Source organism: Paenarthrobacter sp. RAF54_2, from assembly GCF_052113945.1.
Lineage (GTDB): Bacteria > Actinomycetota > Actinomycetes > Actinomycetales > Micrococcaceae > Arthrobacter.
Map to the genome: position 1 here is coordinate 56,956 of NZ_JBFRDV010000009.1, position 24,821 is coordinate 81,776.

The window sequence follows — 24,821 nt, forward strand, 5'->3', positions numbered from 1 at the left end:
GGCTTCACAGCCGGGCAGACGGAAATCGAGGACCACTGTGACTGTAAAGAAATTCAACCTGCCGGACGTCGGCGAAGGCCTGACCGAGGCTGAGGTAGTGGCTTGGAAGGTCAAGCCCGGCGACACGGTTGCCATCAACGATGTCCTGTGCGAGATCGAGACGGCGAAGTCGCTCGTTGAGCTCCCCTCGCCCTTCGCCGGCACGGTCACCGAGTTGTTGGTCGAAGAAGGCATCACGGTGGAGGTTGGCACCGCAATCATCGCGGTTTCGGACAACCAGCCCGGGGATGCAGCGCCGGTGACGCAGGCTCCGACCGCGGCTCCCGCCGTCGAGGCTCCGCTCTACGGCAAGCTTCCTGTTGATACCGACAGTGGCGAGAACGGGCCTGCTGGCGGACCGCTTGTGGGTTCCGGCCCCAAGGCCGACGCCGTGAAGCGCCGTGCGCGCAAGCGTCCAGCCGGTACTGGCGAGCCAACTACAGTTGCGGAAAACGCCGAAGGTACAGTCCAGGACCATCAAGCGGTTTTGGCTGCCCAAGCAGCCCAGGTGCCGATGCCTCAACGCCCGACGTCGGCACGCGCCGCCGTCGCGCCGGTCAGCCTATCGCCGGTCACCCAATCGCCGGTCACCCAATCGCCCGTTACCCAAACGTCAGAAGTAACAGCGCCAGAAGGCGCAGCACCAGGAGCTTCAGCCCCAGGTGTTTCGACGCCCCAGACCGCAGCATCACGCGGTGCCGCCATCAGCGGTACCATCAGCGGGCTCGTCAACAAGGTCCTGGCAAAGCCGCCGGTGCGGAAGTTCGCCCGCGATCTTGGCATTGACCTTGCAGATGTCGTAGCCACAGGACAGCGGGGCGAGGTGACCCGCGAGGACCTGGTCAGCTATCAGGCGCAGCGTGACGCTGAGCTTGATCAGGCGGAGTCGTTTTGGGGTGCTTCCAAGAAGCCGCAGGACCAGAGGATCGAGCGCGTACCTGTTAAGGGTGTGCGTAAGGCGACCGCCAAGGCCATGGTGGAGTCCGCGTTCACGGCACCACACGTCAGCATCTTTGTTGACGTCGACGCGAGCCGGACCATGGAGTTCGTCAAGCGGCTCAAGGTTTCACGGGACTTCGAGGGCATCAAGGTATCCCCGCTGCTTATTTTGGCCAAGGCCGTCATTTGGGCCGCCGCGCGGAACCCCAGTGTCAACGCCACATGGGTAGATAACGCTGATGGCAACGGCGGTGCGGAGATCCAGGTCAAGCACTTCATGAACCTGGGTATTGCAGCTGCAACACCGCGTGGCTTGATGGTGCCCAATATCAAGGACGCCCAGGATCTCTCCCTGAAGGAGTTGGCCCTCGCCCTCAACGATCTCGCCACGAAGGCCCGGGCGGGCAAGACGCAGCCTGCCGAGATGCAGGGCGGCAGCCTGACCATCACCAACATCGGTGCGCTTGGCATCGATACGGGAACGCCCATCATCAACCCGGGCGAGGTTGCCATCATTGCGTTTGGAACCATCAAGCAGAAGCCATGGGTCCTGGACGGGGAAGTGATTCCGCGGTGGATCACCACGCTGGGTGGGTCCTTCGACCATCGGGTGGTGGACGGCGACCTCTCGGCCCGCTTTATGGCGGACGTAGCTGCCATTCTCGAAGAACCGGCATTGTTGCTTGACTGATCGCCTGGCCGCCACCAATGCGAGCGAAGGGCCGAACACCGCTTTGGCAGCTGACGAGGTTGGTCACATGCCTGCCCAGTTGCGGTCAGGACACCAGTTGCTCTCCGGACACCAGGTGCAGTCAGGACGCCAGTTGCTATCAGGACCCTGGCGCACCGTCGCCCGGGTTCTAACGGAAGCCTTTCAGCCGCCGATCGTAGTGACGGCCCTACTGTTGATCAGTCCGGCTATCGAACCGGGGTTTCCCGGGACGATGGGTTTCGGGCTGCTCGGTGCCCTCTTCGTCTGTTTTTGCCGTTGGCATACGTGCTGGTGATGATCCGTCTGGGCAGAATCACCGATCATCATGTCAGTGACCGTCGTCAGCGGCCCGCGTTGCTGCTGCTTGCCTTGATTTCCGTGCTGGCAGGCCTCGTGATCCTGCAGCTGATTAAGGGTCCGGAAAGCGTTTCGCTGATGATCGTCGCCCTGATCGGAGGCATTGCCGTTCTGGCGGTGGTGAGCGCTTTTTGGAAGATGAGTGGACACGCTTCGGCAATCGCCGCCGCTGCCGTCATTGTGGTGATGATGTTCGGGCCCGGCTGGCTGCCCATGTTGGGCATAGTGCCGGCCGTTGGATGGTCGCGCGTGGTTCTGCGGGCCCATACGCTCGGGCAAGTCGTCGCCGGTTCTTTGTTCGGCGGCATCGTCATCGCAGGGTCCTGGTGGCTGCTGCAGGAATGGATGCTCTGAGGGCAGGCCGCTCGCGGCGGGGCAGGCCTCCGAGGCCTGCTGCAAGGGCGGCGGCCCCGCTTAGAACGCGGGGTAATTAACCAGCAACGCCTGAAGTTCCGTGGTGGACATGTGGTTTGCCATCTCCGCGCTGATGCCCATAGCCATGGCCGCGAAGGTGATCATTGCGACGCAGGCAAGGGAGAGGAACCGCCAGTCCTTGCGCATGATGCTGCCGAAAGTTTCCGGCATGTTCAGGCTGGGGGAGATCATGTTGGGGGCGCTGTCCCAGGAGCCGTCGTCGAGCATTGCGATGATGCGGTCATTCGCGCGGTCAAAACGCATCGTGCTGATGCTGTTGCCGTGGCGGGCAAGCAGGATGTCGTGTCCAACGCGCTGGCGCGGCTGCAAAGTAAGCAAGTGAAGTCCCCTGAAGTCAGTTGATGGAGGATGGCTCACGCCATTGGGGGCATCTCAATTTTATAACGATGACTTCTGGGGCCAGGCCTAAATCACGCCAAAAGCCGGGTGAGCCTCCCCACCCGGCGGCGTGATTCAGGTCGCTTACGGTTGGTCGGTCTTGGCGATATAGACATCGCAAGGAGCGTTGTGGGCCACAGTGTTGGCTACGCTGCCAAGGACACGACCCAGGCCTTGCATGCGCCGGTTGCCCACCACGATCAACCGTGCTTCGAGCATTTCTGCTTCCTTGACCAAGGCTTCACCAGGCTTGCCGCGGGCCGCCGAGTACGTGACCTCAAGGCGGTCATCAGACAGGCGCTCCGCGACGGTGCGGGCGACGGCTTCGGCTTCGGCGGCGTCTGACACGATCCACTTGTCCGTCCCGATCTCAACCACCTCGGTCTTGTTGCTGTCGAAAGCGCTCACCACGCGAAGACTGGCTCCAATCCCGATGGCCAGTTGCTGGGCAGCCTTGGCCGCCCTCATCGCCGTCTCGCTACCGTCTACTCCTACAATGACAACCCCGGTCATAGTGCTGCTCCTTCAGTGGTGGCTTTGATGGCCTCTGCGAGAACAGGGGCCAGACGACGTACGCCTTCGGCAATCGTATCCGGCGGTACAGCACTGAAGGCCAGGCGCAGCTTGTTGGAGGGTCCGTCTGCCGGCGAGAAAGCTGCGCCGGGAATGAAGACAACCCCCGCGTCGATGGCCTTCTTCAACAAGGGGTAGGTGTCCACGCCTTGGGGCAACGTAACCCAGACGAAAAATCCACCGTCGGGGCGTGTCCACGAAAGCCCTGTCGGCATGTATTCGTCCAAGGCGGTGAGAAGGGCTTTGCAGCGTTCTGCGTAGAGGCCACGGTACGTTTCGATTTGTCCCCACCAGTCGTAGTCACGCAAATATGCGGATACAAGCATCTGGTTCAGGGGCGGCGGGCAAAGCGTGACTGCTTCGGAGGCCAGGTAGAAGCGACGCTGCAGGTGGGCCGGCACCAAGGCCCAGCCAATGCGAAGACCCGGTGCGAAGATCTTGGAGAAGGACCCCAAGTAGATGACGTCGTCTGGATTTGCAGCCCGCATCGGGGCGATTGGGTGACCGTCAAACCGCAGCAGGCCGTAGGGATTGTCCTCCAAAACGATGATATTCGCCTTGCGGCATATATCGACGATCCGCTGCCTGCGCGCTTCCGCCAGGGTAATGCCCGAGGGATTGTTGAAGTTGGGAATCGTATAGAGGAACTTGATGTTTTTGCCCTCTGCCTGAAGCGCCGCGATCCTGGCCTCGAGGAGTTCAGGTACCAACCCGTCGTCGTCCATTTCGACCGGCTCCACCTGCACTTGGTAAGCCTCGAAGGTATTCAGGGCCCCAACGTAGGTGGGGTTTTCGACGAGGACAACGTCGCCGGGATTGCAGAAGACCTTGGTGGCCACATCCTGCGCTGATTGGGAACCTGCAGTAATCACGATGTTCTCAGGCTGGGCGTCCATGATGCCTTCTGCTGCCATGATCTCGCAGATTTGTTGGCGCAGTTCCGCGGTCCCCTGGCCACCGCCGTATTGCAAGGCGGTCATCCCGTCTTCGGCGATGATCCTGGCGGCGGTCTGGCCAAGCTTTTCCAGCGGCAGCGATTGCAGGTATGGGTTGCCGCCTGCGAGCGAGACAAGGCCGGGCCGCATGGAGATATCGAAGACGTCCCGTACAGCGGACTGCTTGATGTTGGCGGCCCGCGCGGAGAACAGCTCCTCGTGTGGGTGGGCGGCAGCCGTAGCGGCCCGCTCAATGGCGTCGATGGCTTCAGCGGGCAGCTTGGTGCCGGCATCCAATGTTTCGTGGGTCACAGTGACAGGATACCCCCGAAGGTTGCTAACTAGGCAACATATGTTTTCAAGAACGCGCCGGTTTGTGGTGTTTCCTTTACGCCGGGAACGCCAAGGGCTGGAATGTAGCTATGACACTGCACCGGGGATCCGTGACCAAGGCCGAACTCTTCCACAAGCTTCACGATGCCGGGCCCACGCCGCTGGTCCTGGTGAATGTCTGGGATGCCGCTTCCGCCCGTGTGGTGCAGGAGGCTGGCGCGACGGCGATAGCCACCTCAAGCTCGGCGGTTTCCTGGAGTTTGGGCTTCCGGGACGGTGACCACGTGCCGTGGGGGTTGGCGATGGCGGCGCTGGGGCGGGTGGTAGGGGCAACCAAACTGCCGGTAACTGCCGACATCGAAACTGGATACGGTCGCACGGACGACGAACTGCGGGCCACCGTGAACGGAGTGCTGGATGCAGGCGCGGTTGGCATCAACATTGAGGACTCGGGTGCAGAGCCACTCACGGAAATCAACGAACAATCGCGGCGTATCGCTTTGATCCGTGCCGTGGCGGACGAGCGAGGAATCCCGTTGTTCATCAATGCCCGAACCGACACCTACCTCTCGGGACAGTATCCGGACAACGCTTACGAAGAGACCCTCCACCGCGCTGACTCCTACCTTAAGGCGGGCGCGGACGGCATCTTCGTTCCCGGCGTCGTGGACCTTCACGTCCTGCATGAACTCTCCAGCAAGATCCCCGCACCCTTGAATGCCCTTGCGGGAGTAGGTGCGCCATCGCCCCTGGAACTTCACGACGCCGGCATACGGCGGGTCAGCATCGGCGGAAATACGGCGAAAGCTGCCTATGCAAAAGTTGCGCGGGTGGCGAAGGAGATCCTGGGGGACGGAAACTGGGCGGGATTGGCAGGCACCCGCAGCCACGACGAAATGGATGCGCTCTTCGCCCAGGGACCCAAGTACCGGCCGTAAGTCGCGCGGTTTGCGGCAGATGAAAGCGCACGACGGCGGAACCTGGCTTTAATGTCGGACCCCACCATTAGCTTGGAATCAGCAGCAAAGACCGTAGGCAGGGGAGGGCGGATGGCAAGACGCAGTGTGCAGTTCTGGCGCATTGAGCAACTGAATGGCGATGATCTGCGCTCTCCGTTTCCGGCGCGCCAGGTGGCCGAGGTGCTCCAGAGGGCCCAAAAGGCTGGGACCGACCGGCATTTCATCGGCTTGGACGGCACCGTGTTGCTGGCTCAAACGGCATCATTCTCACCTCATCCGGTGATCCTCCTGGACCGGGTGCGCGACACCAACCTGCCCAGCGTGGGGGATGCACTTGGACGCCGCAAACCCCTCCCGTTGGCGCCGGGCGACCACCTCCTGGAAACCACCTACTTTGCCTTCCTGAAGCGGAATGTCATCGCCGTGTTGACCAGCGGCAATGGTCCTCGGGCGTCGAGGATGGGAGAGTACCTCGAAGGCATGTTGGGGCTTGAGCTCGGATTGGTCCCGGTGGTCCGTGAGGACATCGAGGAGATCCTTAGCAGGCTTGAGGTGAGTCGCTTCGAGTTCGCGCTTCCCGCTGAACGCCTCTCCGAAAAATTGATGGAGGGTGAATGGGCTGACGTTCTGGACAGTGCCTCACGTTTGATGAACCAGGGAACCTTCCGGATTTCCCTCAGTGTGGGCCGTTCAGGAAGGGCCGAGGACAAGCAGCGGATCCGGGAGCGCATCCAGCAGCTCATTGATCTCTTCCGCAGGGCGGGATCAGTAGAGCACTTCGACTACGTCGTGGCCGAGGGCAAGGACTCCCTGACCGGCGACCGCGAAGTGATTGATCTGCTTAAGGAGCGTTTCGTCTCCCACATCGAAGTGGACCCGGATGTCTTCAACGATCCCCGAAAGTCCACTGCCGAGGCCATTGCCATCCTCAGTAAACAGGCCAGGGATAACGAGGCCTTCTTCGCCCTCACACTGCCGGACATCAGAGGCTCCGCAGATTCGATCTCTGTGCCGGACATCGTCGCAGGCGGAATGGCAGCAGTGCGTGAGGCTCTGGCCGCTGCCGCTTCAAAGGAAGAACCCACAAAGGCGGAACCGGCCAGCGTGAAACCTGCGGATGGGAAGTCAGCCCAGGGCTCAGAAGGCAGTGCGGATCATGAGCTTGTACGAGGTTGACGTCGAGCGCACCGGCCGCCGCCGGACGGTCTGGAGGTGGTTTCTGCTCCATCCGCCGGCAGACTATGCGTGGGCGATTTTGGCTGTGGTGATGTGGCTTGGCTTGGGGTGGCTCTTGAAGCAGCCGTTGATGCTGGAGGGCGTAGATCCGGGTGCCCGCCGAACCCTGTTCCAGACCCTTGCTACTTTGGCTGGGGCTACCGCTGGCCTCACGCTCACCAGCGTCTCCATGCTCATCAACGTGCTCGGCAAAAAGGCGGCGCCTGGGCAGCGCGAGCTTCCCTTGGAGAAGCTCACCGCCTTTCATCGTCGCCAAATCGGAGAAGTGTTCCTTTTCGCCATTCCGGGGCTAGGCCTGCTGGTGGTTGCTGCCCTCGTCACAGTGGTGTTGGAGGGCGATGGTCCCAGGGGCCTCTGGATTCCGGAGGCGGTTGTCTTCGTTCTCACCTTCGCGTCCGTCTTGGCACTGCTCCGTGTGGCGTGGGCGCTGCGGCGGGTACTGGCCATCGCAACGGCCTGAGCGCGCGGCCCTGAAACCTCAGCAATTCCAGCTAAGTTCCTGCCCCGCTATTCCGTTGCTGGGCCAGGAAGGATTAAGCGGGTTGACAACGTATGTGTCCCGCGGAGGGTCCGACGCGCTAACGCAGGCTCAGCGCCTCAGCCAAAGTCTTGCCATTGACGTAAATTTCGGCCCGGGATGCCCCGCTGGCGGAGACGATGGTGTGCGTCAACTGTGCCTCGATGCGCGGGATGTCGCACACTCCACCGGGCTGCAGCGTGCCCCCCAGGTTCACCACCACTGTTGCTCCGCTGACGTAGCCGGACTGGAAGTGCAACGAGGAATTAGCCAGCGAATCGTAGAGGCCCGCGCCGGTGTCCAGAGGCATGCCAGCTTCCAGCAGGCGGCTCAGCGCCAGCGTTAAAGGGTCGCCGGGCGCCAGGGCACCGCGGACAGGCACCAGGCTGTCGTTGCATCCGAAGCGAACACCTCTGGCGCCCCCGTCGTCAACGGCAACGTAGTAGACCGCCGGCCCCAAATTCAGGTCCTGGGGCACGGTCGCAGCCCGCGCAACGGGAGCAACGGCTGTTGGTGAAGGGCTTGGCGTGTCGACGGGTAAAGGCTCGACGGCGGCACTCGGCCCAGGCGTTGCGGCCACTGTCGTGCCACCGTAACCGGAGCCGGAGCCAGCACCACCGGAGCCGGAAATGCTTGAGGGAGTGGCGAGTGCATCCGGACGAGTCGCAGCGCCGCTTCCCGTTGCCGTGGATGTCGAAGACGGAGCGTCCGAAGCCCCATCCGCCGCAGCATCACCCACCGAACCGGATGGGCCCACCACTGGAGCAGATGACGTATCCCCGGCGGAGGGCAGGGTCCCTGGGGCCGAAGTACAGCCAGCCAGCAGCAGACCCAGCACGAGGCAGGCAGCCGGGATCGCCGTCGTACTTGTTGGTCTCCACCCGGCACGCATGACAGCCCCACGCTCCTGTCCGTCCACCTGTAGTTCAACGTTAGGCCCGTGTGACTTGCAGCAAAATGCCGCTACGGTGACGGTTCGGACAAGAGTTGATCACGCTGCATCCACCAGGCGCCGAAACGTGGACACCGGAAACGCAAATGCCCCCGCGCCGTCCTGCGGGTTCGCAGGGATCGGAGCGGGGGCATTGAAAGCGAAAAGACTAGGCTGCTTCTTCTTCCTGAACGGCAGTCAGGGGCTCGAAGATGGCCTTGATCTGCTCAACAACCTCAGCGTCGTCCTTCGGGTGCAGCTCAGCGAAGCGGATCATGGAACCCGGGACGGCCAGCTTGACCTCGTCAAGGACCTTGGCGCCGGCGATGCCAACAGCCTTGCGGGCCTCGTCCTGTGCCCAGACTCCGCCGAACTGGCCGAAAGCGGTTCCGACGACGGCGGTCGGCTTGCCGGTGAGGGCGCCGGCGCCGTACGGGCGGGACAGCCAGTCGATGGCGTTCTTCAGCGATGCAGGCATGGTGCCGTTGTGCTCGGGGGTGACAAGGAGAAGGGTGTCGGCGTTGGCCGCAGCAGCGCGCAGGGCCGCAGCTTCGGCGGGAACCTGGCCTTCGACGTCGATGTCCTCGTTGTAGAACGGGATGGTGCCGAGGGAATCGTGGATCTGGACGTCCACGTTCTCCGGCGCGTTCAGCTGGATGGCTTCGGCGAGCTTCTTGTTGTGGGAATCAGCGCGGAGGCTGCCGACGAGGGTAAGAACGGTGCTCTTTGACATGGTGTCTCCTTTGTAAGTGTTTGGACCTTCACTGATACTAAACGGACCGCGGTCCGGTTTCTATTCCCGGGTCTAGAATGTTTTTTGTGAGCTCGATCCCAATCCAGCCGGACGTGCCTTTTGGTCCGCCTCATGAGCGCAGTGACGCCGCCCGGAATCGCGAGCGGCTCCTTTGCGCTGCCCGCGAGCTGGTTGACGAGTTCGGGGTGGAAGCACTCACCATGGATGCGCTCGCCTGCAAGGCCAACGTTGGCAAGGGGACCGTGTTCCGTCGCTTTGGTAGCAGGGCCGGCCTGATGATGACCCTTCTCAGTGACTCTGAATCTGAATTCCAGCGCGGCTTCATGTTTGGTCCGCCGCCCTTGGGCCCGGGCGCCGCACCCAGCGAACGCCTCATGGCCTACGGTGAGGGCCGCATCTACTTCGTCCTGGAAAATGGCGAGCTCCTGAAAGCCGCCGCAACCAATGCCCGCAATCGCTTTGACGTGCCCGCCACTGTCCTTGCGCACCGACATATCGAGGTCCTGCTGCGTGAGGCTGATATCGCCGATCCGTGGGTCATGGCGATGTCACTGCTTTCCGCGCTGGACCCGGAACGGATCGTCAACGACGTGCGCGTCCACGGCATCTCTCCGAAGCGGCTCACTGACTCCTGGCGCGAGCTCGTCTCGCGCCTCATGCGATCTTCCTAGCTCAAGTCCACCCTCGTTCGCGCTTTCGTAGTCCCCGCCTAAATTGAACGAGGGTGAGTCTCACAAGGGGAGCTGGCCGTAAGCACCACAGTGACTGCGATTGTGACTTTCGGCGATAAGTGGCGGTGTTTTTACAGCGCTATCTGACGTATGCCTATGTCCGCTAGGGGATCCTTTACCGGGCGCTGACAAGGGGCAATCGGGAAGGTGAGATGGGCCGCGCCGAAATTGCAGTTATTTATTCATACACTGTGGCAGCGAGTAGCATCTGGGCGAAAAGCGTCCAGGAAGGTACGTCGGACACTGGTTCGCCCCGGTTGATGAAGTAACCATCCGTATCCTTAGCATCCTCGCGGTGATTCAGGCGCCGGTCAGCTCGGCAGCTCAGCCACGTAGATCCGGGCGCTGCGCCGCTCCTGCACGGCCCTGAGCTGGTCGACTCCCTCGAACTCGTTGCAGAGCAGGAACAAGTGCCGACCCTGCGGCCCGCCGAGCGCGCATGAGAAGCACGGTACGTCAGTCTCGATCCGATGGGTGATCTCGCCGCCGTCGAGCACCCGGACGACTGCTCCAGCGGGCGCGCCCTCGACGCGGGTGTGCGCGAAAGTGTCGGCCGTCTGGGACCAGATACCGCCGGCGGCGTCAATGCAGATGCCGTCGGGTCCAAGGCCCTCTGCCCAATTGCGGCGCCCGGACAGGGAGCCGTCGCGCCCGATGTCGAAGGCCGATAATCGACCGGCGAAGGACTCGGCGACCACGAGCGTCGATCCGTCAGGAGTCACGACCATGCCGTTGGGGAACTCGATGTCGCCGGCTACCTCGCGAGTGGTGCCGTCTGGAGCGACCAAGCGGATCCACCCCGGTGTGGGTTCCGCGCCCCCGGCGAAGTCGAAGTCGGCCCCGTTTACGTAGACGTGGCCGGCCGGGCCGACGATGACCTCGTTGCCTCCCTGCTCGCTGTACCTGTCGGTGGAGCCATCTGGCCGCACCAGGGCCAGATCCTCGCCGGAGACCAGCAAACCGCCGTCGGGCAACCAGTCGATGGCCCAGCCCATCCTCGTCGGTCCGGATGCCATGACTTCAGTTTGGCCCAGGAGGTCGACGGCCAACACCTCACCCGCACCCCAGTGAGCGAACCACAGGCGGCCTTCGTGCCAACGTCCGGACTCAATCATCGCGAAGCCGTCCGCAAGCAAACGTGGGGCGGGGAGCATCTGTGTCATGGCAACGATCCTGCCCTAGGACAAGCCCGCGGCGCCAGACGTACCGCAACGGCATCCCGATCCCCCGCGAGCAGGCGGTAGCTGCACCAGTACGGGTCGGCCCTGACAGCATCGACCTGGCTGCATTTCTGGGTCCTCGCAGCCATTCATCGGAGTGGCTGCGCCAGGCCCAAGCACCCACGCGCTTGGTAGTGTAGACGATGATTGACCGGGGCGGACCCGACTCCTGGACAACGTCCTTACATCAGTTTTTTGCTCGAAGCAGGTGGTGCTGGAGCGTCTCACTCATCCAATCGGCGAGGCGATGCGGGGTCCAGCCGAGTTGCTCTACGAGTTCCCGGTAGAGGCCGGGGGCGGCCAGGCCACGGAATATTGCCTGTGCCTCGGCCAGGGATACGGCGTGTTCGTCCCCGAGCGCGGTGATCATCGCGTCCATGATCTGGTCCCGGCCTGCGAGTTTGGCGCGCAGCAGCTCCCGTGTCTGGGGGCTCTCGTCGGTAGCAAGGACTGGGCCACCCGAGGCACTACGGCCTGGGTGCGTTTCCACGGACGAGGAACACACACGGGACCGTTCTTCGGACCACCCAGCGGGAAGCCGGTCGAGGTGACGGTCATCGACATTGCCGTCGTCGACGGACGTATCGCCGAGCACTGGCGCGTTCCGGACCGTTTCTCCCTACTCCAGCAGACGGGGTGTACTGAGACGCCTAATGCCCAGCGGCTCTCCAAATTGAGCTCCAAATGGCGGAAAAGATAGGGGACTGGGATAGCACTCTGTAGTTTGGCATCGGCGTGGGAAGCTCAAAGTTGCAGGCAGCAGGATGTTTACAACAGCAGGGCCCGTGTGAATGCGGCCCCTGTCGGCTGCCCAGGGTCCTCCTCTGCATGTGATGCCAGGGAGCAGCCAACAGCAACGGCTGGTACTCATCTGTGTCTCGTGGAACTGGGACCACTTTGATCCTTGCCCGCATGGCCGCTGACTTGCCCGAGCAAATTGGGCTCAATACGCGGGATCCGCCAGGGCTGAGTGCTTGAATGAAATGCATGGTGGACCGCAACGTACTGATCTCCGGCGCCGGCATTGCCGGTTCCACGGCCGCGTATTGGCTGGCGAAGGCAGGTTGGTCGGTCACGGTTGTGGAACGAGCGGCCGACATCCGATCTAGTGGCAACCCTATTGACGTACGTGGAGGAGCCGTCGCTATTGCGCGGCAAATGGGCATCTGGTCCCACCTGGAAGAGGTCGCGACCGGAGTCGAACGCTTGGTCTTCGTCGACGCCGTCGGGCGTGCACAGGCAATGATCCCCACGCGGCTACGCGGTGGCAGCCCAGAGGAGGTCGAGGTCGCACGAAATGAACTCGTCGACGTGTTGCTTGAGAAGGCACACGAGACAAGCCTCATCATCCGCGACGACTCGATCACCGCCTTGCACCAGGACGACAGGGGTATCGACGTCCAGTTTCAGCGGACCCCTTCCCGTCGCTATGACTTGATTATCGGGTCCGACGGACTCCACTCCACCGTTCGCCGCTTGGCATTCGGCCCCGAAGAACGTTTTTCCCGCCCCTTCGGCATGTTCGTCGGTACGGTGCGCGCGCCTGCGCCGATCGAAGATCCGCGCACTGTGCTGTTGTACAACGAACCAGGAACCTCCCTGACCATCCATCCGGCAGGTGGGAAGCCAGGGTTCGCATTCATCTTCCGGGGACAGCACGATTTCGACTACCGGGACGCCGAACAAGGCAGACGCATCGTCGAGTCCGCCTACGCGGGCGGCGGATGGCTCACAACGCTCGCCCTTAAGGAATGGGGCGCGTCCGACGATAGGTACTTCGACGCCGTCACACACGTGGACGTACCGCAGTGGGCTGCCGGCCGAGTCGTGCTGCTCGGTGACGCGGCAAGTTGTATCTCGCTGTTCGGTGAAGGATCCAGCAACGCGATCGTTGGAGCCAAGACCCTCGCCGACTCCATTGCCGCCCACCCTGATGACCACACCGCCGCTTTCGCCGACTATGAACACAAACACCACAAACACGTTCGAAAGCAACAACGAGGCGCCGGCATCGCATCCCGCCTCCTTGTACCCAAGACCCGGTCGGGCATCACGATACGCAATGCTGCACTAAACGCCCTTCCCTTCCGGAGCAACCGACGAAAGCGAGATTCACAGGGATAAGTGACGGGCTTCCGCAAATGGTCTGCCTAAGCGCGCCATCTTTCGCTGCACGGCTGAACAGCGCACGAAAAGCGCCGTTTGAGGATCCTTCACTGGACACTCGTTCCCGCATCAGCAGTGCCTAGTTGCCTCGGAGTCTCTCTTCGTCAATGAGGTCGATTGCGTGGTCGAAGTTCATCACTAGGGTCGGGAAGCCTACATCAAGCCGTCGGTGAGCTACATGAATAACCGAAATGCTTGTGTTTCTCCTTATCCGGACCATTGGGAAGCCCTCTTCGATAACTTCCCAATGAGCTCCCGGGATGGCGTGAATGAGAACGTCTCCGTAGAACATGCCAACGGCCGCAGCGAGTCCCGTTAGATCTTTCCTCGCCTCCGGGTCCTCAATCAGCGCGTCAATTACGACAAGGCCCTCGCGTGAGCGGGGAAGGACCACTCGTTTCCCTTGGCAGTAGGTGAGGAGCTCGTCGTAACCGCCAACGTTGATTGGCGCAGGAGAGGGTTTATTAGTGCCCGGCTTGTACTCCGCATATCTCCGGGCCATGCCAGGAGGGAGTAATTGAAGCGGCTCTTCGGTCTCGTCCCGGTCAGGCATGCCGTCATGCTATGCGGATATGGTCCTGGAGGGGCACTGCCAAGTAGGCCGGAATTAAGGGGCACTTCAGTGCCCGGTAGAGGATCCCTCAACGGGCGTATGTGAAATCGACTTCGATCTTTTGGCCCGAAGCCGCGCCATCCCGAGCGGGGTTGCGCCGATCCATGAGCGTGGCAGCGCCCGGTCGGCCTCGCCGTGCACGGTCAACGAACCTCTCTCGGGCCATACCAGACGCCCTCCGGTGGGCCGATCGCTCCGGCCCTCTCGCGGGCGTCGGCCAACGTGGCGGAGGAAGCGAACTGCCGGGCCAGGTCGAGATCGGCCATGTCCATCGCAACAATGACGGTGTTCGGAGTCTCCGCGTCGAGGTAGGTTCCGGTGACCACCAGCCCGTGGCGGCGACGCACCGCGTCCAACTCCGGGTCGTGAAACACCGCATCCCATCGGGCGACGTCGGCGACGCGCTGCTTGACCAGCATGATTCCCGCCATGAGAACTCCATAGAAGACGACGATTTTGTTTGCCCATAGTCTTCCTCTAGTTTCGTCGATGTCAAACGGAATGCACGTTCTCTTAAGCCCGGGGAGCCAGGACCAGCAAGACGGGCCAGCCAGGACCAGAAATCCGGAGTCTGGTCTCACTTACTCGGCTCAGCGCCCCCCCCGAGAACCGGCGGCCCATTACGTGCCTCCAAGCCATGGTCACCGTGTTGCAGATTCCCGCCCACCGACGGGCACCGTGCCCGGTGAATGATCCCCATACGGGCGCTTGAACGCCCGTACCGGCTTACGGGCGGCCGTAGACACGAGTGTGACCTTAAGGGGAGTTCCGTCAGAACTTTCCGGTAGATTCTGCATTGCGGCTTATCGTGCCGCCCAAGCAGAGGTAGACATGGGAATTTTTCGGCGCAAGCTCACTCCGGCCCCAGTACATCCGATTAGCGCTTTCTGGGAATGGTGGACCGCTGAGGGAAAAGACCGCATCGGCACCGCAGTGCAGACCGGAGAGTGGGACGACCTTCCCAGCGTCATGACCCAGCAACTCGCCAAGGTGCATCCTGACTTGGCGTGGGACACCGGTCGCGGTCATCGCTCGGACCATCTTCTGGTCGTCAGTGCTGAGGGTGATGCTGCGTTACGCAGAGTCGCAGAACAATGGCTGCGCGCAGCCCCTTCCGCTGACGAGGTTTGGGACTTCGCCTCGGCCCGTCAGCCGGTGCCCGGCGTTATCGAGAACGTCCTCGACGTCGACGGCACTAAGTTCCCACTCCGGGACATCCGGTTCGGCCTCAGCGTGGATGACCTGCGTGAAAGTATCGACGTCGAGGTTTACCACCCTCTGTTCGGTCAAATGCCCGGGAATGAACCTCTTCGGGTCTCCTTCTTGTTTCTTGACTGGCTTCTGGGCGAAGACGGCGTCGAACGGTGGGTGGGAGCTATCAACACAACCACCAGCGCCGATGTAGCCAAGGCTTCAGCAACTGATCTCGTCGAAGCCATCAACAGGATGACTGCACAAGCACAACCGGACAACTGGGCCCTTCTGCAGGGCACGACGCCAGCAGGCGAGCGGATGGTTGTCCTGGCCCGTAGGCCGCTACGGTGGATCGATTACCCGGTCTTCGACCTCCATACTGAGGTGAGCCTCGCGTATGCAGACCAACGGGACGATGGTTTGCCAACCGAAACCGCTTTGAACCGTCTCCGCCAAATCGAGGACAACATCACTGCAGCACTCGGGCCGCGAGGGATCCTCGTGGCCCATGAAACAGCGGCTGGAACCAGAGTGCTCCACTATTACACTGATTCCGACGACCAGAACGGACATGCGTCTATCGAAGCAGCTGCCCGCTTAGTTGACGCTGCCACTACCCAAGTACCCGATCCTGGATGGACGGATCTGCGCCAATTCTCATAGGAGCCAGGGTGCTCCGTCCAACAGACCCAGCCCTGCACCTCCTTTGCCGCAGAGCGCCTCGCAAAGTACAGGTTTTCGGGGCACCTGCCCACAGTCGAAATTGTTTGTGGAACGCCGCGCTTGGGGCCTTTAGAGATGAATGTGGTGTTTTCACAGCGCTATTTGGCACACCCCTCAGCCCGGTAAGGGATCGGCTTACGGCCGCTCTGAAGGGACCTGAACGAAGCCTGTGGCAGACCCGCACGTCGCTCTCAGCCGCTGGTTACCGGATGACAGACTGCACGTATGGACCGGATGAACCGCACAGCGCTCCACCACGCAGCCCCTGGAAAATGATGTTGCCACCGCAGAGGCGCACTTGGCCGACGGTGCTTCGCCCGATGCCCAGGACAAGGCCGGATTCACGCCACTACATTTTGCTGCGCAGGAATATGCTGTCGCCGCAGCTGCTGCTTTGCTCCGTGCCGGCGCCACTGTTGACCTGCAAAACGGCTGGGGCAACACTGCGCTCTTTACTGCTGTCGGTAATTCAAACGGCCGTGGCGAACTGATCAAACTCCTGCTTTCGTACGGAGCTGATCCATTCTGCATCAACGGAGGTGGCAAGACCCCCGTTGGGTTTGCACGACTGATCGGCAATTACGACGTCGTAGTGAATGACCCTCTCGGTGCCACCTTTATCCTGATGCCATGGAAAGAGTGCTGCTCGACCAAGTCATCATGACCGACTACGGCCAGTTCGACCTGCATTGGGCCGGCTATGGCTTCGATGGAATCTTTGAACGCTTCTTCGACGACCAGGTCAATGGCCTGGTCGGGGCGTCCAATGCGGATGGGATCTATCTCCACTTCGGCCGACGATCGGGAGGGTCTGACGTGCGCATCGTGCTCCTGGATGAGGCACCTGAGCTGAACCCCGCTTCCCCATGGGAGGACATCGTCGAGGTGTCCTTCACTCTTCCCGAGGGACATTTCATACGGTGGACTTCCTGGGGCGACGAGAACAGCGGCGAACTACGCGATGTGACGCCCGGCAGCTACCGATTGCGGACCAGTGCCCGAGGCCGCGACGAAGGCCATGACGGAGAATTCTCCGACGAGGTGGTCGATCATTACCTGCTGGAGATGTGGCCAGCCTCGCCGCAGCCGGACGCCATCCTATGCTCCAGCAGCAAGGACGCTGAGTACTGGCACAAGACGTGGGGAAGTCGCCGCTGAACACAGGAGTGGATTCTTCATAAGCGCTGTCCACGCCCACGCTTTGTGGGCGCGCCGATGAGGTGGCCGTTGCCCTCAGGCTGCGGCTGACCTAACAACGACGCTCTCAGAGGAGAGGACCAGAGCGTTCAGGGATCGCCCTACGGGCGCGACTCATTGGAAGACTCCTGGGCACGTAACCAGGAGATGCCCTTGTCTCTAATGGCGTCCAAGACCTCACGGGCGACGTCTTGAGTGGATCGGTTCGGTTGGATAGCAAACCAGGTGTCGGTTCCCCATACGAGTATTCCCAAACGCTTTGATGTCGTGACAGGACCCAAGACGTTTGCGCTCGGCTGCACGCCCATCCACTTCTCCCTCTCACGCTTGGTGTTCCAAGCCTGGCGGTCGACTGCAGAAAGGTTCACCGTGAAGCGCACCTCATCCGCTGTACTGGACGTTGATCTCTGAATGCCCAGTAATAACCAATGAGTGGCGGACGGAAGCTCGAACTGTGTTCCGCTTCCGCGGAAGCCAAGGCGACGCAGCTCCGGCGCCAATTCCGTGCGCACCATCGAACGAAAGTGGTCCTGCGCAGTGCCTCCAACGATGCTCACGGCTTGAGCATAGCTGCAGCATCGGAGCAGCGGACAGTGGACAATCGTGGCCGTAGAAGGATCCTTTACCGGTCGGTCATGCGGGAGCCTCTGCTAGGCGGTTAGACTCAATTGACGCTTACGAAATGGCGAACTGTGAGTATGTCATCTACGAAGGCACCGCTGACCACTGGCCGGATTAACGTCTTGGCCGTTGTGGCCATTGCCCTGGCCGGCATCGCCTTTGCCGGTATTTGGTTCTTTGGCCTCGGGATTCTTGCGACTTTCGCTGTGGGGGCTGGACACGTCTCGTTGAATCAGATCAAGCGAAAAAACGAGAGGGGTCGCTCTATGGCGATAGCGGCCCTCGTTCTCGGCTACGGACTTGCCACTTGGGCCCTGATCAACGTGCTGACCTACATCCCTGTTGCACTACAACAGATGTCTAGCTAGACCGACCCCTCATTACGGCCCGCTGAAGGATCCTTGGCCGGACATGGCGTGACGGCTCCATAGGAGCCCACTTCATTTCTTCGATTGCGCCACATATACTCAGGTCGAACCTGCCCAAGATGCGTATACCCGGTAAGTGCGTGTCCTGCCCGTAGTTTGGTGAGGGTGGTTGCCTGTTCGAGCCAGGCCAGGTCCTGGAGGACCACCGCTCTACGGGAGCGATCGGGGACTCCGCCCAACTCCAAGCGCCCGGATAAGGATCCTTTACCGGACAGTTGCACATGGCTTTGTGGGCCCTATTCGCTGGCCTCGAGTCGAGCCCGGACCTCAAGCGGCTGAATGTCATAGCCCGTTGCGCGAACGCCAGACCAGTTAAGTCCCACGAGAATGCCATCTCGTTCGAGTGCATCAATCCACTGTGTGCGCCACACGGTAAGGGGGATTGCCTCTGCTTCGAAGGCTCGATACGCCGGAATGCTGCTGGTCACTTTCTCAGCTCTGCTTCGGAGCGACCAGAACGGCATGCTGCGTTCGCCATCTCCATTGGGGGGTGTAGGGAAACCATGTGAATCGCGGATTCCCCACACTTGCTGGTGCAGGATGACCTCTTGATAAAAGCGGCTCGCCTGGGCCGCGCTGATACTCACACCCACAGCCTAAATCACTGCCCTGAACCGGGTCCGTAAAAGATTCCCCAAACACAAGAGCAGGCGCAAGTATCCCCTTGAGGGATTCTCCTGCGGACACGATGGCGGGCTCAAGAATGGCAACTCTGCCACTATGATTTGCTCATGAGCGGCGAGGAAACTGAGAGCGTGAGACTCCTGTTTCTCCAGGATCAGGTTGGCTTGCTACCCAGCGAACAATATCCGGATGTCGCGGCAAGTTTGCTCGTCGGTGGCTACGATTCCCCGGCGCTCCGGGAATTGGCCGGATACTCACCAAATGATCCGCGGGGAGCCAGGGACTTATGGATCCAAGCCAGGAAGGAACTGGGAAAGCCATTTGAGGACGATGGTGTTGCCCGCCGTATCTTGGTTCGAAGCTGGCTGAGTGAAATTGTTGGCGGGACTTTGGCGCCGCGCACGGGTGTAGGTCTGGTCTTCGGGAAGGGTTGGCTGGTGCTGGGGCAGCCCCCGGAACTGAATCATTTGGTTGCTCTCATGGATGACTGGGACGACATGCCACAAAAACGGGACGCCATTGGCACCGAGATCATGGACGCAGCCCGCCAAGCACTGACTGTGTGGTAGACGGTGTGCAACTGTTCCTAGCTTCCTCTGCAGCCAACTTTGTCTGACGGCATTGCGAACCCACGCATCCCGCTAAGGGATCGTCTACGGGCGTATCGAGGAATCTGCAATCAGGAACCCGAAACTACACTGGTTTGTGCGGTGCCACTTACTCTGGCTAAAGATCTATCGGAGGTTCCTAGGAGGGGTTTTGCAGCTTGAGTTTCATGCCGGGCGTGAAGGATGCAGTGGCTTCTGGGGACAATGACCACATTCCGGGAAGCTTGTTATCCGTTACCAACTGCCGAACTGGTATTCCAAAGCGTGCCGCTACGGCCCCTGGGTTGTCTCCTTCAACAACGGTATAGATATCTGGGCGGCCCGATGCGTCCTTTTGATAACCGCCGGCCGCTCCTGCGCGCAGGTAGTCGACCCCTCGCAGGTCCACGACAGTTCCCACCGCTGGCTCTGCGTCCACCGGATTCGCCTGGAATGCTTTGAGGCTGGCTTCTTTGAGCTCAAATGCTTTCGCGATGGATGCCCAGGTGTCCCCTGCGACAGTCGTGTACGTCACTGGCAGTTTGTAAGAGCTCAGCCCCACCGTGCCAGCCACATCAGGGGTGGGTGCACTGGAACTGGATGCAACAGCCGCCGCTGCCGCTGCTACAGGGGACGCACTGGAGGTAGTGGGGGACGGCGACGGCTCCGAATAGGAACATGATGTCAGCAACATCGCCGACGCCGCGAGAAGCCCGGCGCTCCCTATTTTCCAAGCTCCCAGTTTGCCCCCACGCATGTAAGCCCCCAAATCATCCCCTAAGTTGCTCTGCTACAGATCCGAACGTTTAGTCGTGCCCGGCACGGCTCACTCAGACTAAACCAACCCTTCACCTACAGCCGCTTCAGGCTCTGCCATTCCTATGACTTTTGGCGATAAATGGCGGTCTTTTTGCGACGCTATTTATCGCATGGCGCAGCCCGCAAGGGGAACCCTTACCGGGCGCATGGGGGCGCCGGTATTAGAGACTTCTGCGCACCCAGGCAGTAACTTTTGGTGAAACCACTCAGCCAACTCGGGGGATGATGCAGGCCTATGAAGCCTTATCGCATAAATGTCGGCATCGAGTACCGGACAATCCGCGCCACGACGCCGCTCGTCGAACTAACCGCAACGGAGGAGGATCTCAACTTTCGCTTTCGGTTCGGTCTTGGGCGCATCTTCGGGCCATGGCCCTTCCGCAGGGAACAGGTAATCGAGGTCTTCACTACTCGTGGATTGTTCTCTAAGCGGATCCACATCCGCGGCGGCGGCTTTGAACTCTTCGTCTTTGCGGTTCCTCCCGAACCACTGCTTCTAACCCTCGAGGAACTCGGCTACCCCGTGGACTGGATCTTGCGACGATGACCGGGGCGAAGTCTGCATGGAGTCGGCTGCCCGCAAGGGCATCCCTCGTCGGGCGTCCGGCATCGCCCAGGACCACCTACGGGCGTGGCACGATGAGAGCTGGAGACTGCTTGGGCGAATATGGAGCTGCGACTTGGTAAACACGGGATCTCGTAGTGGTTTGATCACTTGCAGAACTGCTTTTCAAGTGACACGTGGCGCCACCGCGCCACGGCCGTCTTAGTAGTTGTTAGTTTGTCGATTGCTTATCTAAGCGCTGCTGGTGTCCCCCAGTCTTTGTTTACTGATCTGCTGATAGGTCTGCTGCTCGTCTCAGGATTTGTCTTGGTCGTTCTTATCAACTGGGCGGGATTCAGGGAGGATGCTGAGAAAAGGGCTGGCTACACAACCATCCGCCTTGGGAACAAGAAAATAATGCAACGAGATCCTTATATGGGCCGCATCATCCGACTAGCCCACGCGGACTATCTCGAGCGCCGGCACTTCGCCGAGATCTTGGAACGAACTAAAGCCGAAGCGGAGAAGCAGCAGGCGCCTTAGAACAACGTCCGTAAGGCGGTGGTCCACCGGGAGCCTCACTGGCCCGAATGGGGATCCTTTACCGGGCGCTACCGATTCGTCTACGTGTTGTCGTGCTGAGGGTGGACGTTGCTCGACGCTCCGCCACTGATTGCTCACCAGCGCGTTTCCTGGCGACATCGTGACAGAGTTGCGCAGGATGGATCAGCTCATGGTTTGCGGGTGGTGGCTTCAGCGGTCATCTGCGCTTTTGTATCTGCAATTATCTGGAGGAAACGTTGACGCTCCAAGGGTGTTGCGCCCGCCAGGCGAATGACCCTGCCCAGGTATGGATCCCGCTGCATCAGCTCGTTACGACTCGTCCTAAGAGTCGTATACCCTGCCCGCTTCTCCGCGCGCTCCCGGACGGCACACCAATTGATGAGCACGATGACAGGGATGACACTGGCCGCCATACAGGCGACCATGGTGTTGGTGAACCAGGACTGCGGCATGCCGGAGTTGTTCATAATCAGAGTCACTAGGCAGATGGCAAGCGATATCGTCGTAAACCGGTAGCGCCATCGCCACAAAATGAACGCGGTGGGACCATCGATCAATCCACCTTCTGACGACATATTTATCCCACTGTCCATTACATATCGAAGGTCTGATCGGCGGTGTTCCGACTGATACAGCCCCTGCTGTGCCGAGAGCCCCATCAAAGCTAGCCTAGTCAGAAGCCCAAATCCTACGCGGCTACTTGAGGATAATATGCCAACTTGACCGTAGGTCTGCTGCACTGGGCCCGCAGCAAATTCCTAGCGCCCGGTAGAGGATCCTCTACCGGACACTTCTATCAGGTAGCACCCGAGGGCCGTTGGAGGGTCCCAGGGGGGCGATGGAACAATTGAGCCGTGAGTGAGGACGAGAGCAGTGAGAACGTAGCCCCTGAGCCAGGCGAGCACGACCCCTCCGAAGGCGAACCCACCGAAGAGGCAGAGGACGCGGAGGGGAAAACTACCTCTAAGCGAGGCGAGCATGTGGTAGCCCTCGATGACATCCTTAGACAGGCGGATGAGGCTACTGGGGACGAGCCTGAAGGGGCACGTCATAGCATCGATGTTGAGCGTTTGAACGTCAACCAGGAGCAACTGGAACGCATGCATCGCCTCGTGTCCCAACCATGGGTGCAGGATTACGCGGCCAGACAGATAGCTACCTCTGGCATCACTGACGCACTCCGACGAATGACGAGCAACCTGAGCGACATCTATCCAAGCCCTGGTGTAGCCGCTGCCGTTGAAGCCATGCGTAAGGCTGTGACCATCGACCTTCCTCAACCGGTAGGTGGGAAAGGGGTATGGGGACTGTTCGGTGACCTTCAGCTAAAACAGCAGAAGTTGTTTGAGCCCTTTGCGGCAGCCATCGTGGGGGACATTGGGAGACTAGCAAGGAACGCTGCGCTTGCTGGCTATGCCAGGAAAACGCAGGAGTTCTTGACGACAACGGAGAGTTTGCGTTATCGCTGGAACCGTCCGGTATGGCACTACACCAACGGCTATGCGTTGATGTCCATCCTCAGAAACAAGTGCCTATGGGCTTCCAATCCTGCACACCTCAATGATGCAACGGAGATCAGGCACGGGTTCGAATTCTTACAGGAAGCTCACTGGAAAACACATAAGAAAGCTCCTTCCCATGGTCACGACGCTGACCAGTGGGAGGCCGTAAACGCCGTTCTGCGTGAGGTTCTCGATGAGGACTATTTCAGCGACATCATCAATGAGGTTTATTTGATATCAGCCTCGGCAAAGCCAGACAGCCTAACACTGTGGAGAAACTATGCCGATGGTGATGGTTTCGCCATAGGCATCGATACTGCAGTCGAGTTGTCTGCTGACGGACTGGAAGTAGAGGAGACAAGCCACGACGATCATGCCCCTAACGGTATTCCGCCCATCAGTGGCTGGTATCGGGTCGAGTACAAGGACAGCCAGAAACGGCGGCTGGCTAACGAGTTCATCGAGAGTGCTGTTACGGACATCTTGGCAGCAGGCAAAAGCAACGTTTCGCCGGTAGTTAGCGAACTTCGGAAGCAGGCGGTCATCCTTGCATCCGTGATGAAACATGAGGCGTTCCAGGACGAACGGGAGGTGCGGTGGATATCCACCAATTTCAGTGAGGACTTCGACCCTATTCACTACGAGCATGGCCGGAAATCAATCGTCCCTGTCCTTCACGTCATGACTGCTTCCGAGATTAAGGACGACCTACTCCCGTTGAAGGGCGTGTGGTGTTCACCTATCGCCGATGCCAGCATCGTCCGCACCGTCGAGGGCTTGTTGAAACAGAACCACTACGACGAAGCCAGCGAGAAAGTCGAGAAGTCAGTGCAGCCGTTCAGGGGATGACAGCAGGACGTCCGGGTGCAGCCACATAGGCAAGCTCAGGATGATTCAGGACGGCGGAGTATCGTATACCTCCCGCGACACTCACGCTGAACGTATCGCACAAGCGCGCCGGAGGTCGCGGCCGCTGGCTCTTATCGGTCTGTTTGAATGATATTTGCTTAGTCAACCTACCTGGCACAGCGGAAGAGTCGCAGCGAAAAGAAGTGAACGGTCAGGGATGCCCATCCGGGCGTGCAAAGGATGGACAGTGCTGACGATTGGCGACAGAGCTTCACGGCGTTGCTAGATTGAGTCCGTGAAACTTAAGGACAGCAATGACCCCGTCTTCAATCAACTGCTGTCGTTGATCGAAGAGCACGGGTGGGCGGTACGTCATGTCGGCGCGGGTGATCAGGCTGCCTTTTCCTACACCGTTGGCCTTACAGCCCTAAAGCATCCGGAGATCGTTATGGAGGGCCTGCCGTTCGAGGTAGCCCAAGCCTTCCTGAACCTCATGGGTGAAGAGGTAAAAGCAGGTAAACGCTTCATCCCAGGAAGCATCACCACAGACCTCACCGAACCTCCAGCTCCCATCGCTTTCATCGCGGTGGAAAACATCGCGGGACTGACAGCGGTGGCAGAAGTTTACGGCCAAGTAAAGGCCCTACAAGCAATTTGGAGTGACTCCACCGGACGATTGCCCTGGGAGTCGACCTACCGCAACCCTGCGGATGCACAACCTCTCCTGGGTCCAGTACCCGAATCCTTCAAGTAATTTCTTGTTTCTCGCGTGATCGCAACGCTGCCCGGTAAAGGATCCTCTAACGGGCAGCATTAGTCACCAGCGTCGGACAACCGTTTCTGCTGAGTTGAGGCATATATGTGGGTGAAGTAAACGCCATACTCGCTATCATCCGCGAACTCCGATAGGTCCAGATCGCCGCTTGCCTCGAACTCGGACCACAGCTTTTCACCCACCGACTCCCAGGGCGACGGACCACATCCGCAACACCAAGGGAACGACTTCGACATCCAACCCAAGACAAACCGAACCGTTGTGTCAATCTCGGCATCGGATGTGAGGAAGGCAGCCAGCTCGGGGAACAGGGACAGGTCGTAGTCGTAGTCAGGTAGGCCGGTCAGGAAAGCGGGTTCGCTGCAAGCCCACCACTCGATAAATGCCAGTCTGAGTGCGGTTCCTTTGTCTGGCGGAAGGGAGTGCCAGCGTTCAAGCAACGCTTCGCGCGACGCGGAAAGAGCCCCTGGACGCTCCAGCTCTATGGCTTCCCGCAATAACAACGGCTTCTTATCGTCCACATCGCGATTCTACGATGGAAGCGTCAGCTGACTTTGGCTCCGTAG

Annotated in this window: 31 protein-coding genes; 17 read left to right on the plus strand and 14 right to left on the minus strand. The window is 60.4% G+C overall.

All coding sequences use genetic code 11. The annotated features are described in order from the left end of the window. Nucleotides 1–37 precede the first annotated feature (37 nt). Both AB4Y87_RS11175 and AB4Y87_RS11180 read left to right on the plus strand, forming a co-directional pair. Nucleotides 38–1,669, plus strand: coding sequence for a 2-oxo acid dehydrogenase subunit E2 (locus AB4Y87_RS11175; protein WP_442004411.1), 1,632 nt, complete (start codon nt 38–40; stop codon nt 1,667–1,669). A 291-nt stretch (nt 1,670–1,960) separates the two neighbouring features. Next, on the plus strand, nt 1,961–2,401 hold the full coding sequence (locus tag AB4Y87_RS11180; RefSeq protein ID WP_442004412.1) for a phosphatase PAP2 family protein: 441 nt from the start codon (nt 1,961–1,963) through the stop codon (nt 2,399–2,401). 60 nt (nt 2,402–2,461) lie between these two features. On the opposite strand, the gene AB4Y87_RS11185 is transcribed toward AB4Y87_RS11180, so the two are convergent. From AB4Y87_RS11185 to AB4Y87_RS11195, 3 genes are all read right to left on the minus strand, one after another. Then, the gene (locus AB4Y87_RS11185) at nt 2,462–2,800 is read right to left on the minus strand and encodes a hypothetical protein (RefSeq protein WP_442004413.1); all 339 of its coding nucleotides are present in this window, start codon (nt 2,798–2,800) and stop codon (nt 2,462–2,464) included. A gap of 144 nt (nt 2,801–2,944) precedes the next feature. Further along, on the minus strand, nt 2,945–3,373 hold the full coding sequence (locus AB4Y87_RS11190; RefSeq protein ID WP_431117086.1) for a universal stress protein: 429 nt from the start codon (nt 3,371–3,373) through the stop codon (nt 2,945–2,947). After that, nucleotides 3,370–4,680 (minus strand): aminotransferase-like domain-containing protein, encoded by a 1,311-nt coding sequence (locus AB4Y87_RS11195; protein ID WP_442004414.1) that lies wholly within the window; start codon nt 4,678–4,680, stop codon nt 3,370–3,372. The genes AB4Y87_RS11190 and AB4Y87_RS11195 overlap by 4 nt, the downstream gene beginning before the upstream one ends. Before the next feature lie 110 nt (nt 4,681–4,790). On the opposite strand from AB4Y87_RS11195, the gene AB4Y87_RS11200 reads away from it, so the two are divergent. The 3 genes from AB4Y87_RS11200 (at nt 4,791) to AB4Y87_RS11210 (ending at nt 7,356) form a co-directional block, all read left to right on the plus strand. Further along, nucleotides 4,791–5,639: an isocitrate lyase/PEP mutase family protein gene (locus AB4Y87_RS11200; RefSeq protein ID WP_442004415.1), complete on the plus strand. Its 849-nt coding sequence runs from the start codon at nt 4,791–4,793 to the stop codon at nt 5,637–5,639. Nucleotides 5,640–5,750: 111 nt separating this feature from the next. Further along, nucleotides 5,751–6,836 (plus strand): hypothetical protein, encoded by a 1,086-nt coding sequence (locus tag AB4Y87_RS11205; protein ID WP_442004416.1) that lies wholly within the window; start codon nt 5,751–5,753, stop codon nt 6,834–6,836. Beyond that, nucleotides 6,817–7,356 (plus strand): hypothetical protein, encoded by a 540-nt coding sequence (locus tag AB4Y87_RS11210; RefSeq protein ID WP_442004417.1) that lies wholly within the window; start codon nt 6,817–6,819, stop codon nt 7,354–7,356. The genes AB4Y87_RS11205 and AB4Y87_RS11210 overlap by 20 nt, the downstream gene beginning before the upstream one ends. Nucleotides 7,357–7,474: 118 nt before the next feature. Here AB4Y87_RS11210 and AB4Y87_RS11215 read toward each other — a convergent pair whose 3' ends face one another. Both AB4Y87_RS11215 and AB4Y87_RS11220 read right to left on the minus strand, forming a co-directional pair. Further along, entirely contained in the window at nt 7,475–8,332 is an 858-nt protein-coding gene (locus AB4Y87_RS11215) for a GerMN domain-containing protein (RefSeq protein WP_442004418.1), read from the minus strand. Nucleotides 8,333–8,513: 181 nt separating this feature from the next. Continuing rightward, entirely contained in the window at nt 8,514–9,077 is a 564-nt protein-coding gene (locus AB4Y87_RS11220) for an NAD(P)H-dependent oxidoreductase (RefSeq protein ID WP_442004419.1), read from the minus strand. An 86-nt stretch (nt 9,078–9,163) separates the two neighbouring features. On the opposite strand from AB4Y87_RS11220, the gene AB4Y87_RS11225 reads away from it, so the two are divergent. Continuing rightward, nucleotides 9,164–9,769, plus strand: coding sequence for a TetR/AcrR family transcriptional regulator (locus AB4Y87_RS11225; protein ID WP_442004420.1), 606 nt, complete (start codon nt 9,164–9,166; stop codon nt 9,767–9,769). A 238-nt stretch (nt 9,770–10,007) separates the two neighbouring features. Here the strand turns inward: AB4Y87_RS11225 and AB4Y87_RS11230 are convergent, their stop codons facing one another. Together AB4Y87_RS11230 and AB4Y87_RS11235 are read right to left on the minus strand one after the other, a co-directional pair. After that, nucleotides 10,008–10,157 (minus strand): DUF7660 family protein, encoded by a 150-nt coding sequence (locus tag AB4Y87_RS11230; RefSeq protein ID WP_442004519.1) that lies wholly within the window; start codon nt 10,155–10,157, stop codon nt 10,008–10,010. Continuing rightward, nucleotides 10,141–10,992, minus strand: a complete 852-nt coding sequence (locus AB4Y87_RS11235; protein ID WP_442004421.1) for an SMP-30/gluconolactonase/LRE family protein — start codon at nt 10,990–10,992, stop codon at nt 10,141–10,143. Before AB4Y87_RS11235 ends, AB4Y87_RS11230 begins: the two co-directional genes overlap by 17 nt. Nucleotides 10,993–11,296: 304 nt before the next feature. Between AB4Y87_RS11235 and AB4Y87_RS11240 the strand changes: the two genes are divergently transcribed. Together AB4Y87_RS11240 and AB4Y87_RS11245 are read left to right on the plus strand one after the other, a co-directional pair. Beyond that, nucleotides 11,297–11,749, plus strand: coding sequence for an ester cyclase (locus AB4Y87_RS11240; protein WP_442004520.1), 453 nt, complete (start codon nt 11,297–11,299; stop codon nt 11,747–11,749). 287 nt (nt 11,750–12,036) lie between these two features. After that, a complete protein-coding gene (locus tag AB4Y87_RS11245) occupies nt 12,037–13,173 on the plus strand; it encodes an FAD-dependent oxidoreductase (protein WP_442004422.1) in 1,137 nt (378 codons plus the stop codon). Between the two features lie 121 nt (nt 13,174–13,294). Here the strand turns inward: AB4Y87_RS11245 and AB4Y87_RS11250 are convergent, their stop codons facing one another. Both AB4Y87_RS11250 and AB4Y87_RS11255 read right to left on the minus strand, forming a co-directional pair. Beyond that, on the minus strand, nt 13,295–13,768 hold the full coding sequence (locus AB4Y87_RS11250) for a DUF6278 family protein (RefSeq protein ID WP_442004423.1): 474 nt from the start codon (nt 13,766–13,768) through the stop codon (nt 13,295–13,297). A 203-nt stretch (nt 13,769–13,971) separates the two neighbouring features. Further along, on the minus strand, nt 13,972–14,259 hold the full coding sequence (locus AB4Y87_RS11255; protein WP_442004424.1) for a hypothetical protein: 288 nt from the start codon (nt 14,257–14,259) through the stop codon (nt 13,972–13,974). A 400-nt stretch (nt 14,260–14,659) separates the two neighbouring features. Between AB4Y87_RS11255 and AB4Y87_RS11260 the strand changes: the two genes are divergently transcribed. From AB4Y87_RS11260 to AB4Y87_RS11270, 3 genes are all read left to right on the plus strand, one after another. After that, nucleotides 14,660–15,685, plus strand: a complete 1,026-nt coding sequence (locus AB4Y87_RS11260) for a DUF695 domain-containing protein (protein WP_442004425.1) — start codon at nt 14,660–14,662, stop codon at nt 15,683–15,685. Between the two features lie 325 nt (nt 15,686–16,010). Further along, a complete protein-coding gene (locus tag AB4Y87_RS11265; protein WP_442004521.1) occupies nt 16,011–16,409 on the plus strand; it encodes an ankyrin repeat domain-containing protein in 399 nt (132 codons plus the stop codon). Further along, nucleotides 16,376–16,903, plus strand: a complete 528-nt coding sequence (locus AB4Y87_RS11270) for a hypothetical protein (protein ID WP_442004426.1) — start codon at nt 16,376–16,378, stop codon at nt 16,901–16,903. Before AB4Y87_RS11265 ends, AB4Y87_RS11270 begins: the two co-directional genes overlap by 34 nt. A 140-nt stretch (nt 16,904–17,043) precedes the next feature. Here the strand turns inward: AB4Y87_RS11270 and AB4Y87_RS11275 are convergent, their stop codons facing one another. After that, complete coding sequence (locus tag AB4Y87_RS11275; protein WP_442004427.1) at nt 17,044–17,499, minus strand: DUF4304 domain-containing protein; 456 nt, start codon at nt 17,497–17,499, stop codon at nt 17,044–17,046. Nucleotides 17,500–17,640: 141 nt separating this feature from the next. On the opposite strand from AB4Y87_RS11275, the gene AB4Y87_RS11280 reads away from it, so the two are divergent. Continuing rightward, nucleotides 17,641–17,931: a DUF4190 domain-containing protein gene (locus tag AB4Y87_RS11280; RefSeq protein ID WP_442004428.1), complete on the plus strand. Its 291-nt coding sequence runs from the start codon at nt 17,641–17,643 to the stop codon at nt 17,929–17,931. A 296-nt stretch (nt 17,932–18,227) separates the two neighbouring features. Here AB4Y87_RS11280 and AB4Y87_RS11285 read toward each other — a convergent pair whose 3' ends face one another. Next, on the minus strand, nt 18,228–18,578 hold the full coding sequence (locus AB4Y87_RS11285) for a DUF2750 domain-containing protein (protein ID WP_442004429.1): 351 nt from the start codon (nt 18,576–18,578) through the stop codon (nt 18,228–18,230). A gap of 144 nt (nt 18,579–18,722) precedes the next feature. Between AB4Y87_RS11285 and AB4Y87_RS11290 the strand changes: the two genes are divergently transcribed. Further along, entirely contained in the window at nt 18,723–19,184 is a 462-nt protein-coding gene (locus tag AB4Y87_RS11290) for a hypothetical protein (protein ID WP_442004430.1), read from the plus strand. A 178-nt stretch (nt 19,185–19,362) separates the two neighbouring features. On the opposite strand, the gene AB4Y87_RS11295 is transcribed toward AB4Y87_RS11290, so the two are convergent. Further along, nucleotides 19,363–19,737 carry a LysM peptidoglycan-binding domain-containing protein gene (locus AB4Y87_RS11295; protein ID WP_442004431.1) on the minus strand — a complete coding sequence of 125 codons (375 nt, stop codon included), beginning with the start codon at nt 19,735–19,737 and terminating at the stop codon, nt 19,363–19,365. Between the two features lie 519 nt (nt 19,738–20,256). Here AB4Y87_RS11295 and AB4Y87_RS11300 point away from each other — a divergent pair. Further along, nucleotides 20,257–20,568, plus strand: coding sequence for a hypothetical protein (locus AB4Y87_RS11300; RefSeq protein ID WP_442004432.1), 312 nt, complete (start codon nt 20,257–20,259; stop codon nt 20,566–20,568). Between the two features lie 324 nt (nt 20,569–20,892). Continuing rightward, the gene (locus AB4Y87_RS11305) at nt 20,893–21,108 is read left to right on the plus strand and encodes a hypothetical protein (protein ID WP_442004433.1); all 216 of its coding nucleotides are present in this window, start codon (nt 20,893–20,895) and stop codon (nt 21,106–21,108) included. A gap of 188 nt (nt 21,109–21,296) precedes the next feature. On the opposite strand, the gene AB4Y87_RS11310 is transcribed toward AB4Y87_RS11305, so the two are convergent. Then, nucleotides 21,297–21,608, minus strand: a complete 312-nt coding sequence (locus AB4Y87_RS11310) for a hypothetical protein (RefSeq protein ID WP_442004434.1) — start codon at nt 21,606–21,608, stop codon at nt 21,297–21,299. 375 nt (nt 21,609–21,983) lie between these two features. On the opposite strand from AB4Y87_RS11310, the gene AB4Y87_RS11315 reads away from it, so the two are divergent. Further along, nucleotides 21,984–23,480 (plus strand): DUF2971 domain-containing protein, encoded by a 1,497-nt coding sequence (locus AB4Y87_RS11315; protein WP_442004435.1) that lies wholly within the window; start codon nt 21,984–21,986, stop codon nt 23,478–23,480. A 295-nt stretch (nt 23,481–23,775) separates the two neighbouring features. Then, nucleotides 23,776–24,234: a DUF4262 domain-containing protein gene (locus tag AB4Y87_RS11320; protein ID WP_442004436.1), complete on the plus strand. Its 459-nt coding sequence runs from the start codon at nt 23,776–23,778 to the stop codon at nt 24,232–24,234. 59 nt (nt 24,235–24,293) lie between these two features. Here AB4Y87_RS11320 and AB4Y87_RS11325 read toward each other — a convergent pair whose 3' ends face one another. Continuing rightward, the gene (locus AB4Y87_RS11325; protein WP_442004437.1) at nt 24,294–24,776 is read right to left on the minus strand and encodes a hypothetical protein; all 483 of its coding nucleotides are present in this window, start codon (nt 24,774–24,776) and stop codon (nt 24,294–24,296) included. Between the last annotated feature and the right edge of the window lie 45 nt (nt 24,777–24,821).